This window comes from Arthrobacter sp. Z4-13 (assembly GCF_054792705.1).
This window is the reverse complement of sequence record NZ_CP096459.1, coordinates 1,731,737-1,744,511: the sequence shown is the minus strand read 5'-3', so window position 1 is coordinate 1,744,511 and position 12,775 is coordinate 1,731,737. Positions and strand designations below refer to the sequence as shown.

The window sequence follows — 12,775 nt, the reverse complement described above, 5'->3', positions numbered from 1 at the left end:
ACGAGGCAGAGTATCGAAAGGATCGCCATGCCGTTCCTCATCAAAAAGCCGGGCAGCGCCCTGCTGGCCACCTTCTGCCTGGCCGCGGTCCTTGCCGGCTGCTCACCAGCCGTCACTCCCCCGAATGCAGAATCCAATGCACCAACCCTCTCCGAGGCAACAACCTCAGAAAGTCCCATCCCCATGAATGAGACGCCAAGTACCCCGTCCGCGAATTCCGATGAAGCAGCAGTCCTTGAGGCGACCAGGGAGCGGAGCCGGTTGCTCGTGGAGCAGCGGACCGATGAACTCGATGAACTGCTCGCCCAGGACTTCGTGGCCGTGCACATCAGCGGTTACGAGCAGACCAAAGCCGAATGGCTGGACCAAATCCGGTCCGGGCAGATGCGCTATCACGGCTTCGAGGAAGTCTCCGCCACCGTCACCATCGACGGTGACTCGGCCGTCGCGGTCACCCGGAACCTGGTTGACGCCACCATCTACGGCTCCCGCGGGACCTGGCCGCTGGAGTCCACCACCATGTACGTCCGCGACGGCGGTACCTGGAAAGCCCAGCACTCCCGGGCCCGCACCTACTAACCGTCGAACCCATTCAGCGCAGCCGCCAACCACAGACAGTCACACCACGTAAAAGGAAACACACCATGGCACAAGAAGTAGCAGTCATCATCGGCGCAGGCAGCATCGGAGCAGCCATCGGCCGCATAGCCGGCATCGGCCGGCGCGTCCTGCTCGCCGACTACAACCAAGAAATCCTGAACGCTGTGGCCGGCCAGCTGCGCGGCGAAGGCTACGACGTCACCACCCACCCGGTCGACATCTCAAACCACGACGCCGTCGCCGCCTTGGCCGACACAGCTGCAGCCGCCGGGGACGTCACCCGCGTCGTCATCGCCGCCGGTGTGTCCCCAGTCCAGGCGACCACCGAACGGGTCCTTCACGTTGACCTTCTCGGCACCGCCTACGTCCTGGAAGAATTCGGCCGCGTCATCGCCCAAGGTGGTTCCGGCGTCGTTATTTCCAGCATGGCCGGCCACATGGGCGACGGCTACCCGCGCGAGATCGAACACGCGCTGGCCTACACCCCCACGGCCGAGCTTCTGGGCCTGCCGATCCTCGCGGCCGACAAGGTGGGCGATTCCGGCGCTGCCTACATGCTGGCCAAGCGCGGCAACGCCCTGCGCGTCCAGGCAGCAGCTACCACCTGGGGCGCACGCGGGGCACGCATCAACTCCCTGAGCCCGGGCATCATTTCCACTCCCCTGGCCCAGGACGAGATGTCCGGCCCGTTCGCCGAAGGCTACCGGAACATGATCCGGACCTCAGCGGCCGGCCGCATGGGCACCCCAGCGGAAGTGGCAGCCATCGCCGGGTACCTCCTCGGACCCGAAGGTGCCTTCATCACCGGCTCAGACCTCCTCACCGACGGCGGCGTCATCGCAGCTATGCGCGCCGGACAGCTCTAACAACATTCCCTTAAACCAAGGAGAAGCCCGCTGTGGTTGAACTCATTACCCTGAATAACGGTGTCGCCATGCCCTCGGTTGGGCTGGGTGTATACCAAACCCCTCCCGACGAGACCGTCGCCGCCGTCGAGGCCGCCATCGAAGTTGGGTACCGCCACATTGATACGGCCGCGGCGTACGGCAACGAACGCGAGGTCGGGGAGGGCCTTCGCCGCTCCGGCGTCCCCCGTGAAGACGTCTTCGTGGAAACGAAGGTCTGGGTCAGCGACTACGGCTTCGACACCACGCTCCAGGCCTTCGAGAAGAGCGCCAAGAAGCTCGGCGTGGACCAAATTGATCTTCTGATCCTTCACCAGGCCCAGCCCAACACCTTCGACAAGACAATCCAGGCCTATAAGGCGTTGGAGCGGCTCCTCGCCGACGGTGCGGTCCGGGCCATCGGCGTCAGCAACTTCAATCCGGTCCGGCTCGAGGCGCTCCTGCGCGCAACCGACGTCATGCCGGCGGTGAACCAGATTGAGCTGCACCCATACAACACCCGGCCTGACCTCCAGGCTGCCAACCAAGCCCATGGCATCGTCACGCAGGCATGGTCGCCCATCGGCGGGATCCGGCACTACAGGGGTGACACCACCACACCTCTGACCGACTCGACGATTCAGGCCATCGCAGACGATCATGGCAAGACGACAGCGCAGGTCATGATCCGCTGGCACATCCAGCAGGGCCGCTCCGCCATCCCCAAGTCGGTGCGCCGGGACCGGATCGCGGAGAACTTCAGAGTGTTCGACTTCGAACTCACCGCCGACGAACTGGCCAGCATCGACGCCCTCCACATCGGGGACACCATGGATCCCGACCAGATCGACTTCGACAGCTTCGGCCTCACCATCCCCTAAGCCTGACAGGACCAAAAGCCGCCAGACTCGACGCCGGCGGTGCCGCTGAACTCACCATGCGGTGCCGTCGGCGCCAGAACAGGAAATCATCATGACCCAAGAACCACTCACCGTCCTCTTTGTAGGAGCCACCGGCAGCGTCGGCCGCCTCGCCATCACCGAAGCTCTTCGGCAAGGCCACACTGCCAGGGCCATGGTGCGCAACGAGCGGCGGGCCCGCACCCTTGATGACCGTGCACAAGTGGTCATCGGTGACCTCACCCGGCCAGAAACACTCACCGCCGCGGTCGACGGTGTTGACGCAATCGTCTTCACCCACGGCGCACCGTACGGAAGCAGTGACCTTGAAGCCGTGGACTACGCCGGCGTCCACAATATCCTCGCCGCGCTGGACGGCCGGCGGGCGCGTATCGCACTGATGACCGCGATCGGAGTCACAGCGCGGGCCGACTACTACGACTGGAAACGCCGCAGCGAACGCCTCGTCCGCGCCAGCGGCAACACTTACACGATCGTGCGGCCGGGGTGGTTCGATTACAACGATAAGAACCAACTCCAGATCACCATGCTTCAGGGCGACACCCGCCACGCCGGCAACTCTTCGGACGGGGTCATCGCCCGGCACCAAATCGCGCGGGTCCTCATCGACAGCCTGACTTCTGACGACGCTGCCCACACCACGTTCGAACTCGTTGCCGAACACGGCCCCGAGCAGCCATCCCTCGACCCCCTGTTCGCGCGCCTCGACCGCGATCCCAGCGGCGGGGTCGACGGAGCCCGGGACCAACAAAATCTTCCCTTGGCTTCGGAACCCGAGTCCGTCGTCGCCGACCTCGAAGCTGCTGCCGACCACACCTAACCCTCTTGGCTGGCGAGACACCTCGGGAATGGCTCATAGGTCGCTGGCCCCCGCGGAGATGATGGCAGAGCGCCCGCGGGTCGATTCGTCCCGCTATTGATTCGAGCTTCCCTTCGCTGCGTGACACGACGAACCACTAAAGCAGACTTAGGTGTGGACACTGTCCAAACCCCCTTTGGCAGGACAAAATGAAGCACATATGGCTCCGGCGTCAGTTTTGAGGAGCCCTCAAGAAGAATCTCCTACAAAAGACGGCGACGTCATGTTGTACCCGCAGCCCCGGACCATGAACAGGTGTTGGCCACCCCCTACCAACCCGATAGAACCGGAAGGAGGAACCATGTAGCCCCAGCTCCCAGCAGGCGGAGCGCCTACGGCCAGGACCCGAGCCCGCCAAGTATGCCCCACCGCTGCAGCCAGGCCAAAGTCAGCGGACCGTGTCAGAGGGCCCGACCGACAGAATGTACACACGTTAAAGCAAAAACCCCTCTGACGAGGGGATATGCTGTGCCCCGAGGTGGGACTCGAACTGTCTTCCGGGCCTTGCAAAGACTGGGAATCCCCGGAAACATCCGGAATTCGAGCAGTCCGACGGCTATACGGCCCGATTTGAGCCCAATCTGTGGACATTGTCCACACCATTTCCCAACCACGAGACGCCATAAAAGAGCCTGACCCACGTTCGCCTCCTGGCCAGCTTCCAGGACCTTATGGTCGCTGCCGCCTCCGTTCAGGCATCCCCTGAACGGGCCGGCACCGCCGCACAGGACGACGCGTCCGGAAATGGCCCAACCGGCAACCCGAACCCGTTAGCTAGCGCCGGATGAGATGTTTGCCAATCAGCCCGCCGCTGGCTTCAAGTGAGACATCTCCGGCGGCTACCCCGACGACGAGATCAAATGCCGCATCGGTGCTGAAGTCATGCCGGTAACCGTTGATCCAGAGCATCAAAACCATCAGTGTCCACGCTGTGCGTTTGTTGCCGTCGGTCAGCGGGTGGAAGCGCGCCACCGACTCCGTCAAGGCCGCCGCCTTCATCGCTAACTGCGGATAAGCTTCCACACCCATGACTGTCGTTGCCGGACGGGCCAACGCCGAGGCCAGCAGACCGATATCCCTGACATGGAACCCGTACCGGCAACGACCTGAAGCGCGTCTTCAATTTCGAGGTACTCCGTCACGCATCCTCAAGGCGCGTCAAAAGCTCCGCGTCATGGCTCATCACGAAATCCAGACCCTCACCGATCTCACGACTGCGCCGGTGACGCTGGAGCACCAACTCCGCCCCCTGCAGCAGTAAAGCTGACTTCGAGGTGTGTTCCTCGGCGGCGAGTTGGTCCAGACGACGATCGAGGTCTTCCGGGACACGCAGATTCATAGCCATGCACCGATGGTACCAAAGCAGTACCAGATCACGGTTAAGGTAATCGCGACGACCGGCGAGTGCCCTGCAGAACCGTGCGCTTCTTGCAGCTGGGTCAGATTTGCCGGCAATGGACTTGTGGCTGCTGGCGCGTTCCAGGACGCTCTGCTGGGAGCGCCGGGTCTCGCCTACGAGTGTCTCTGTGCCGACACCTGGCAGGTTCAGCAAAACGTATCGCGTGACCGGTGCAGGGGGCGATTCTGGATTGCACTCAGGGCTTCATTCCCTTTAGCCATCACAGCTGCCCCCACAGCATGGCTGCACAATGTCCGGCCACAGGATGAACGGCAGTGCATTCGCCGGAAGTCATGCGGCTTGATTCGTTGACTTCGATGAACAAGTAAAAGCATCATCTCTGCTTGTCATTCTGATATATCCCCTGATCGCTGGGCGGGTCCTCCGCGCAACCAGGGCGCTACCGCGCTGAGCCCGGAAACGAAAACTTTCCACAGTGGAGTAGTTGGCTCCGAGACGGAGTTTTCGTCCCGGCGCCGGTCCCCCAGTTTGCACTCCGGCCCCTCACCCAGCGGATGGTCCCCTACCAGAACGACACCCATAACCAACAACCGCAGAAAGCACAGCAAACAAAATGGGTGAAGGGAAACACGGGATCATGGAAAAGCTCACGATGGTCTGCATCACCCTGAACGAGAACAGCATCGGCGCGACCCTGCGCATCGATCTCCCCCGCCAACCAGGCCAGGAACTCCCCTACGCACGCACCGTCGCCCACTACCTCACCAGCGACACCAACGCCACCTCCATCCTCTTCGCCGTCTACACCAGCGAAACCAGCCAGCACGGACAAGCCAGACCCCAGGCAGGCACCATTGCCGCACTCACCGGGGTCCTTGCCGAGCAGGGCATCACCATCCGGGACGCGCTCTTCGTCGGAGACAGAACGTTGTCCCCCTATGACGGCGACCCCGGAACCAGCCTCGCCCTGCCCGTCAACTCCACCCAGACCAGCGCGATCAACGCCGAATTCATCTACCGCGGCAGCTTCATCGAACCCACCGACCGCATCACCCTCCCCGCCACCGGTCAGGAAGCAGCCAAAGCGGCCGCCGTCGAACACCACATGGAAACCATCAGGACCCAGCCGACCGACATTGCTCTCCAACAGGGCCGGAAACTTTGGGCAGGTATGCTCGACGCCGACACTCTCCCCAGCGACGATGACTGTCACGCCCTGGTTGCCAACCCACAGTTCCCGGCCATCCGCGACCGGCTCATCGCAAACATCCCAGACGTGGACGAACCCATGCAACAGATCCTGTTCGCCCAAACCCACCAGGCACGGAAGTGGTCACGCATCGTCTGGGCACAACAACTGCTCCTGCACGCCTACACCCGTACAAGCGCCGAGCACGCAGCCCCGTCCTGACGACCATTGGCTACATCAACTGGTGGGAAGGCAGAGGCAGCAAAGCACACCAATTCCTCCAACTCGCCCTCGAAACAGACCCCGCCTACCGCCTCGCCCGCTTCACGCCTTGCCCGCCTGAGGGTGGGTTTACTTGGCGGACTCTTCCTTCAATGCGGCATTGACAACTGCGGTCCGCGCTGGTTCTTTGACCGCGCCATCTCCGGTGCCCTGAGTCTCTACGTCGGAGGTTGATTTGCCGAAGCCCTTGAGCATCTCGATCACGTCAAACCCGGTGGTGTCTTTGAGCATCTGCGCGGTCTGTTGCACACCCGCGGAAACATTCTTGCTCACTTGGCCTGCTCCATCGTTGGAGATGACGGTCATGTTGCTGATCGCACTCATCGGCGCGGCGATTTCTCTGGCGATGGAAGGCAGAACCTCCAGAAGCTTATTCAGGATTGCCGCCTCGTTGAACTCGCTGTACGCCTTGGCCTGAGCTTCGATGGCTCCTGCTTCAGCCGTACCACGAAGTCCGATGACATCAGCTTCCGCTATGCCCTTGGACTTCGTGACCTCAGCCTCCGCAAGACCACGGATTTTGTTGATCTCGGTCTCGGCGTTGCCCTTGGCGGTGTTCGCAGCTGCCACAGCCTTCGCTTCGACCTCGTTACCGGCAGCCCTGAGCTTGCGGGTTTCAAGTTCAGCGGCAGCTTCGACCTTTGTGGCTTCCGAGATACGGGTACGCCGTGCCAAGTCAGCCGCTGCTTCGGTTTCGACCTTGTACTTAGCAGCGTCGGCGGGCTTGCGGACCTCGATGTCGAGCTCCTTTTCGCGAAGCTCTGCTTGACGGGCAACAACCTGCTGGTTCTTGAGGATAATTGATTGCTGCTGGTCGGCCTGGGCTAGAGGACCGGCGGCGTCCGCTTCTGCCTGGCGTGCATCCGTTTCCTGCTTCAGTTCAGCACGGCGGAGAGCCAGTTTCTGCTCAGCTTCAGCCGTCTTCTGATCCGCAAGTGCCTTCGCTTCCGCTGCTTCACGCTGGGAGTTCGCTTCTGCAATACTTGCGTTCCGTGCCACCAGGGCAGCCTCCGGTCGACCAAGGTTCTTCAGGTAACCGCCTGCATCGTCGACAGACTTGATCTGGAAGGTATCGATTACCAAACCCTGGTTGGTCATCGAGTGCTCGGCTTCTTCCTTGACGGATGCTGCGAACTGCGCCCGGTCTTTAATGATCGCGTCAACGCTCAGGGTACCGACGATAGAACGCAGGGAACCCGAGAGCGTTTCCTGGGTGTAGTGATCAATGGCGTCCTGCTGGTCAAGGAAACGCTGCGCCGCCTTGCGGACGGAGATCTTGTCACCACCGACTTTTACCTGAGCAACTCCGGTCAGTTTGAGCTGGATGCCGTTGTTGGAAATGGCTTCAATGGTGACTTCAACCTGACGCGAAGACAGCGAGATATGGCTGACGCGCTCCGTGATCGGGTTGACAAACGCCCGGTTGTTGATGATGACACGAGACTGATCGTCGGATGTTTCATCGGTCGTGTTCGGGTCGCTTTTGCCGGTGATTAGCATTGCCTCATTCGGCTTAGCGAACCGGATGCTCGAGGTATAGAAGATAATCCCCGCGATGAGTAGGAGGGCGAGTGCGCCCCCGCCGATCAGCATTACTGTCATTGTTCCCCCTTGATGTGTCAGATCGCCGTGGTCGTCGTCGATCCTTGAAACCCGGCGGCCGGTAAGGAGGCGGCAGCGTGCGAAATTTGCTGGCCGCGCAGTCGCGCCGGGTGTCTGCCATGAAACGTTTCGTTGAATGGAGACAACGGTATCTTCTCCCGTGCACGGAATTATGACTAGGGTAATTACGGCGCCCGGCCGCTCGAGGAAACGTCAGGCTTCCCCGATTAGGGCTTGGGAGCGAATTCACTAATCCCACCCCGGGCACGTCTTCATCGATGAATTGAAGTCGAGGGCCTCCTAGTGGCCGAGTCAGTTATAGCTTTGTGACTGCTTTGCGACTCGCCCGCAGCCAATCGCGCCAGATCGAACAGAGGCCCGAGGCATGTTGACGGAATATCCGCTATCGGCGTTAAGTTGCGGGAGCAGGAGGACAGGGAATTGCTCTTTGTCGCCGCCGGCGCCTCAGGGTGCAACTTGGTTCGAAAGCTGAGCTACCAGCTACTTCCAAAAAGGTAAGGACTGAATGCCGCACCTCGAAGGCTGAGGGTGCCGGCACGTGGTCGGCGTTTCGGCACCTTTCACAAGATGAGCTTCATACCGTCATGGCTTGCGAACCACTGGTTTTGATTGATACGTGATGATTTTTCTCGGTAGTCACGCTGGACAGGTGGCCTCTCAGATGGGAAGAGGCTTCCTTGAGTTCACCGGCGAGCAGCAGTTTGGCCAAGGCGACATGCTCCGCAGACCGGACTAGGGCCCGTTCGGGGACCAGGGCCTGACGATATTCGATGAGTCGGCGGAGCCGGTTGATGCGAGCCAGGCTCTCGATGAAGAAGTCATTGTTGCTGCACTGGACAAGCGTCTCGTGGAACCGGGTGTTGAGATTAAAGAGCTCTGAGCCTGAGATGGTCCAGATCCTGCCATCGACCAGTTCCTGCTGTTCGAGCATTCGCTCGCTCACGGCTTCCCGGTCCAGGGTGAACGTGTGCTCCAGGAGGGATGCAGGCTCAACAACAAGGCGGAAATGGTAGCTGTCTTCGTATGCCTTTATTGACGTCAACACCGGGGCGAACTCCCAGCCGTAACCCGGAACGGGTTCAATCCAGCCCTCCGCCGAAATTCGAAGCAGGAGCTGGCTGACTTGCCCCCGGGTGAGTTGATAGCGGCGCATTAGAGCGTTTTCCGTCACCCTCACGGGCAGGGCGCCGTCGAGCAGATCCCCGGCAATCCTCATATAAGCACTGTCATCAGCGGGCTCTGCGGAGGAGTCCTGCAGCTGGATGTCATGTCCCGTACGGGCGACAACGTAGCTGCCGGCATCGGTGCGAACAACTGTTCCATCCCTCTGCAGCTCCTGCAAAGCCTTTCTAATGGGAGACCGTGATACCCGGGGGCGGCCGGCAAGGAAGCGTTCGGTCAGCCGGGTTCCCGGCGCCGGGCACTCTTCCCGAAGGTATGCCCGGATTATGGCTTCAATCATGACAGTTAGCTCTGTAGTTCCGGCAGCAGTAGCTGACACCTGCCCTCCTTGGTCGTCCAGTTCTTGCCTCAGGTGCCGCGCCTGCGTGGCCACCTTATTGGTGCTCTGAATCTAGCAGGTTGGTTTTTTACGCTTGCAAAAAACCAATGTGGTGGTCATGCTTGTGGTGTTCGTCAATGACGTTCATGACGCGAAGCAGTGTGGGGCTCCCTGCACTTCCCGAAAGGCTCCACATGAAGATCCTCGTACTCCCCGGTGACGGTATTGGCCCGGAAATCACCGATATCACCCTCGACGTTCTGAAGGTCGTTGACCAGGCCCACGGTCTGGGGCTGGAATTCGAACAAAAGGACATCGGCCTCAAGAGCCTCGCTGATGAGGGAACCACCCTTCCCACAGCTGTCATGGAACGGATCCCGCAGGTGGACGGGGTCATCCTTGGCCCGGTTTCCCACTACGAGTACCCGTCCAAGCAGGCCGGGGGCTTCAATCCTTCCGCTGAACTCCGGGTGCAGTTTGAGCTGTTCGCCAACGTCCGCCCCTGCCGCTCCCGTGAGGGCCTGAGCATCCTCCGCACGCCCATGGACCTGGTCATCGTGCGTGAAAACACTGAAGGGTTCTACTCCGACCGCAATATGTTCGCCGGGACCGGCGAATTCATGCCGGATGAAAACATGGCCCTAAGTGTCCGCAAGGTCACCGCAAAGGCCTCCGAGCGCGTTGCCCGCGCCGCCTTCGAAATCGCCCAGGGCCGCAACAAGAAGGTCACGGCAGTCCACAAGGCCAACGTCGTCAAGCTTTCCGACGGACTGTTCCTCCGCGAAGTCCGCAAGGTCGCCGCTGAATTCCCCGATGTTGAGCTCGAGGAATTGATCGTGGACGCTGCTGCGGCCCTGCTGATCCGCCGCCCGCACACCTTTGATGTCATCGTGACCACCAATATGTTTGGCGACATCCTCTCCGATGAAGCCTCCGAACTCTCCGGCAGCCTCGGACTGGGCGGCTCCCTGAACGCCGGAGACACGATCGGTGTGGCACAGGCCCAGCACGGCTCCGCCCCGGACATCGCGAACAAAGGCATCGCCAACCCGACCTCACTGATCCTTTCAGCAGCGATGCTGCTGGACTGGCGCGGACGACGGGACAACAATCAGGCCCTCATCGCCGCCGCAGCGGACATCGAAGCCGCCGTGGAAAAGGTACTTGCCAACCCGCAGACCCGCACCGGCGACGTCGGCGGAACCCTGGGCACGCGCGAGTTCGCTGACGAAGTCATCGCTGCCCTGCCGCGGGAGCGCGTCACCCAAGCCACGGCCTGACGAAGCAGACCAGGCGCCATCCCCCGCGTCGGCATGTCATCGCCGCGGGAGGCGCCGTATCACCCCTACCCAGAAGGAACATACACATGATCTCGACGATCAACCCGGTTACCGGTGAGCGGATCCAGACGTTCGACGCCCATACCGAAAAACAAGTGGACACGGCCCTGACGGCGGCAGCGGAAGCCCAGAAAGTCTGGCGGCTGGTCCCGGTCGAAGACCGGGTTCAGCTCCTGCGCAACACCGCGAAGATCCTGCGGGACGGAAAGGCCGAATACGCGCGCCTGATCACGCTGGAGATGGGTAAGCCGATCACCGAAGCGGAAGCTGAAATCGAAAAATGTGCAAAGACGGCTGACTACTACGCCGAGCATGCGCCGCGGTTCTTGGCTCCTGAAATCATCGAGTCCGACGCCGCCGAGTCCGGCGTCGTCTTCGATCCATTAGGGGTGGTCCTGGCCATCATGCCGTGGAACTACCCGTTCTGGCAGTTTTTCCGCTTCGCCCTGCCGGCTCTTGCCGCGGGCAACGGCGCGGTCCTCAAGCACGCCAACAACGTTCCCGCCTCCGCGCTGGCGGTGGAAGAGATCATGGACAAGGCAGGCATCCCTAAAGGCCTGTTCGCCACAGTGCTGATTGAATCAAACAGGGTTGCCGGACTTATCGCTGACGACCGGATTGCAGCTGTCACGCTGACCGGCTCCACCCAGGTCGGACAGATCGTCGCCACCCAGGCAGGCAACGCTCTGAAGAAACAGGTTTTGGAGCTCGGCGGCTCTGACCCGTTCATCGTCCTGGCTGACGCCGACGTCAAGGAAGCCGCGAAGGTCGCGGTCAAGGCCCGCTTCACGAACAACGGCCAGTCCTGCGTGAACGCCAAGCGGTTCATCGTCGACGAAAAGATCGCCGATCAATTCGTCGCCGAGTTCGTCGCCCGCACCCGGGAACTTATCGTCGGCGACCCAACGGACCGGAAAACCACCATCGGACCCATGGCCCGGGAAAACCTGCGCGCTGAACTTCACGACCAGGTCACCCGCACGGTCGAAAACGGCGGCAAAATCCTCCTTGGAGGCACCATCGTGGACGGGCCCGGCTACTTCTACGAGCCCACCGTTATCGATCACGTCCGTCCCGGACAGGCCGCCTTCGATGAGGAAATCTTCGGCCCCGTCGCTGCCGTCATCCGCGTTTCCTCCACGGACGAAGCGATCGCCTTAGCTAACCAGACCGAGTTCGGCCTGGGTGCCGCGATCTGGACCCGAGACACCGAGAAGGCAACAACCCTGCTGCGGCACATCGACGCCGGCGCGGTGTTTATCAACGGCATGGTCGCCTCCGACCCGCGCTTGCCCTTCGGCGGCATCAAGAACTCCGGCTACGGCCGAGAACTGGGCTCCTACGGCATCCGGGAATTCACCAACATGAAAACCTTCTGGACAGCCCCGGCACCAACGCCCGACGCCGTCGACTAAAGGAACCCTGACATGACACACATCAGCACCAGCATCAGCTCCGTGGACGCCGTCATCCTGCGCCCGGCCGAACTTCCCCGCAAAGACCGCGGCAACGGCGCTGCCACCGTCCCGCTCGTCGGATCCCACCTAGGGGCCACCACATTCCTCAACGGCATCACCACCTTCGACCCCGGCGCAGCCATCGGCCACCACAGCCATAACTGCGTCGAATCCGTCGCCGTCATCGAAGGCACCGCCTACGTTGACATCGACGGCACGGAGCATTACCTGAACACCTACGACACCACCTTCGTGCCGGCCAATATCATCCACCGGTTCCGCAATGCCTCGGACACCGAGCCGATGAAGATCTTCTGGACCTACGCGTCCATCGACGCGACCCGCACCATGGCCGGCACCACTGACCGCAACCGCATTGACGAAGAACAGGCCAACCAGCCCCCGGCCCACCAACCAGCACAGGAAGCAGGAGCAGGAGCAGGAGCAGGAGCAGGAGCATGATCCACGAATCAGCAACCTTGACCATCAAAGACGGCGCCGCCTCAGCCTTCGAAGCAGCCGTCGCCGAGGCCGTCCCGCTCTTCCAAAATGCACCCGGCGCCCTCAGCCTGCGCCTGGACCGATCCATCGAAAACCCCAGGGAATATACCCTCACCGTCGCCTGGGCTACCATCGAGGACCACACCATCGGGTTCCGCAGCTCCGCGGCCTTCAGCAAGTGGCGCGAACTCGTCGGACCTCACTTCGCCGAAGCGCCCAACGTTAAGCACCTCGAACACATCTATCTGGGCTTCTAACC

At 61.5% G+C, this 12,775-nt stretch carries 13 protein-coding genes; 9 read left to right on the top strand and 4 right to left on the bottom strand.

All coding sequences use genetic code 11. The features are described 5' to 3' along the window. Positions 1-27 precede the first annotated feature (27 nt). From M1E07_RS09695 to M1E07_RS09680, 4 genes are all read left to right on the top strand, one after another. The gene (locus M1E07_RS09695; RefSeq protein WP_461190000.1) at positions 28-579 is read left to right on the top strand and encodes a nuclear transport factor 2 family protein; all 552 of its coding nucleotides are present in this window, start codon (positions 28-30) and stop codon (positions 577-579) included. A gap of 65 nt (positions 580-644) precedes the next feature. Beyond that, entirely contained in the window at positions 645-1,466 is an 822-nt protein-coding gene (locus M1E07_RS09690) for an SDR family oxidoreductase (protein WP_461189999.1), read from the top strand. Positions 1,467-1,534: 68 nt separating this feature from the next. Then, a complete protein-coding gene (locus M1E07_RS09685; RefSeq protein ID WP_461190369.1) occupies positions 1,535-2,365 on the top strand; it encodes an aldo/keto reductase in 831 nt (276 codons plus the stop codon). Positions 2,366-2,456: 91 nt separating this feature from the next. Beyond that, positions 2,457-3,224, top strand: a complete 768-nt coding sequence (locus tag M1E07_RS09680; protein WP_461189998.1) for an SDR family oxidoreductase — start codon at positions 2,457-2,459, stop codon at positions 3,222-3,224. Between the two features lie 813 nt (positions 3,225-4,037). Here the strand turns inward: M1E07_RS09680 and M1E07_RS09675 are convergent. Next, positions 4,038-4,292, bottom strand: a complete 255-nt coding sequence (locus tag M1E07_RS09675; protein ID WP_461189997.1) for a type II toxin-antitoxin system death-on-curing family toxin — start codon at positions 4,290-4,292, stop codon at positions 4,038-4,040. A gap of 109 nt (positions 4,293-4,401) precedes the next feature. Beyond that, positions 4,402-4,608 carry a ribbon-helix-helix protein, CopG family gene (locus M1E07_RS09670; RefSeq protein ID WP_307051471.1) on the bottom strand — a complete coding sequence of 69 codons (207 nt, stop codon included), beginning with the start codon at positions 4,606-4,608 and terminating at the stop codon, positions 4,402-4,404. Positions 4,609-5,260: 652 nt separating this feature from the next. Here M1E07_RS09670 and M1E07_RS09665 point away from each other — a divergent pair. Continuing rightward, entirely contained in the window at positions 5,261-6,034 is a 774-nt protein-coding gene (locus M1E07_RS09665) for a DUF4192 family protein (RefSeq protein ID WP_461189996.1), read from the top strand. A gap of 129 nt (positions 6,035-6,163) precedes the next feature. On the opposite strand, the gene M1E07_RS09660 is transcribed toward M1E07_RS09665, so the two are convergent. Further along, a complete protein-coding gene (locus tag M1E07_RS09660; RefSeq protein WP_461189995.1) occupies positions 6,164-7,696 on the bottom strand; it encodes a flotillin family protein in 1,533 nt (510 codons plus the stop codon). Between the two features lie 595 nt (positions 7,697-8,291). Beyond that, on the bottom strand, positions 8,292-9,179 hold the full coding sequence (locus M1E07_RS09655) for a GntR family transcriptional regulator (RefSeq protein WP_461189994.1): 888 nt from the start codon (positions 9,177-9,179) through the stop codon (positions 8,292-8,294). A 233-nt stretch (positions 9,180-9,412) separates the two neighbouring features. Between M1E07_RS09655 and M1E07_RS09650 the strand changes: the two genes are divergently transcribed. The 4 genes from M1E07_RS09650 to M1E07_RS09635 all read left to right on the top strand — a co-directional run bounded on the left by M1E07_RS09650 (position 9,413) and on the right by M1E07_RS09635 (position 12,773). Beyond that, on the top strand, positions 9,413-10,498 hold the full coding sequence (locus tag M1E07_RS09650) for an isocitrate/isopropylmalate dehydrogenase family protein (protein ID WP_461189993.1): 1,086 nt from the start codon (positions 9,413-9,415) through the stop codon (positions 10,496-10,498). A gap of 86 nt (positions 10,499-10,584) precedes the next feature. After that, on the top strand, positions 10,585-11,973 hold the full coding sequence (locus tag M1E07_RS09645; protein ID WP_461189992.1) for an NAD-dependent succinate-semialdehyde dehydrogenase: 1,389 nt from the start codon (positions 10,585-10,587) through the stop codon (positions 11,971-11,973). A gap of 12 nt (positions 11,974-11,985) precedes the next feature. Continuing rightward, positions 11,986-12,477, top strand: a complete 492-nt coding sequence (locus M1E07_RS09640; protein WP_461189991.1) for a cupin domain-containing protein — start codon at positions 11,986-11,988, stop codon at positions 12,475-12,477. Beyond that, on the top strand, positions 12,474-12,773 hold the full coding sequence (locus M1E07_RS09635; protein WP_461189990.1) for an antibiotic biosynthesis monooxygenase family protein: 300 nt from the start codon (positions 12,474-12,476) through the stop codon (positions 12,771-12,773). Before M1E07_RS09640 ends, M1E07_RS09635 begins: the two co-directional genes overlap by 4 nt. Positions 12,774-12,775 lie beyond the last annotated feature (2 nt).

Bases quoted from the DNA above. Each gene is read 5' to 3' on its own strand.
- M1E07_RS09690 (WP_461189999.1), top strand. From the start codon at position 645: ATGGCACAAGAAGTAGCAGTCATCATCGGCGCAGGCAGCATCGGAGCA.
- M1E07_RS09660 (WP_461189995.1), bottom strand. From the start codon at position 7,696: ATGACAGTAATGCTGATCGGCGGGGGCGCACTCGCCCTCCTACTCATC.
- M1E07_RS09695 (WP_461190000.1), top strand. From the start codon at position 28: ATGCCGTTCCTCATCAAAAAGCCGGGCAGCGCCCTGCTGGCCACCTTC.
- M1E07_RS09680 (WP_461189998.1), top strand. From the start codon at position 2,457: ATGACCCAAGAACCACTCACCGTCCTCTTTGTAGGAGCCACCGGCAGC.
- M1E07_RS09645 (WP_461189992.1), top strand. From the start codon at position 10,585: ATGATCTCGACGATCAACCCGGTTACCGGTGAGCGGATCCAGACGTTC.
- M1E07_RS09640 (WP_461189991.1), top strand. From the start codon at position 11,986: ATGACACACATCAGCACCAGCATCAGCTCCGTGGACGCCGTCATCCTG.
- M1E07_RS09665 (WP_461189996.1), top strand. From the start codon at position 5,261: ATGGAAAAGCTCACGATGGTCTGCATCACCCTGAACGAGAACAGCATC.
- M1E07_RS09635 (WP_461189990.1), top strand. From the start codon at position 12,474: ATGATCCACGAATCAGCAACCTTGACCATCAAAGACGGCGCCGCCTCA.
- M1E07_RS09670 (WP_307051471.1), bottom strand. From the start codon at position 4,608: ATGGCTATGAATCTGCGTGTCCCGGAAGACCTCGATCGTCGTCTGGAC.
- M1E07_RS09650 (WP_461189993.1), top strand. From the start codon at position 9,413: ATGAAGATCCTCGTACTCCCCGGTGACGGTATTGGCCCGGAAATCACC.
- M1E07_RS09675 (WP_461189997.1), bottom strand. From the start codon at position 4,292: ATGGGTGTGGAAGCTTATCCGCAGTTAGCGATGAAGGCGGCGGCCTTG.
- M1E07_RS09655 (WP_461189994.1), bottom strand. From the start codon at position 9,179: ATGATTGAAGCCATAATCCGGGCATACCTTCGGGAAGAGTGCCCGGCG.
- M1E07_RS09685 (WP_461190369.1), top strand. From the start codon at position 1,535: ATGCCCTCGGTTGGGCTGGGTGTATACCAAACCCCTCCCGACGAGACC.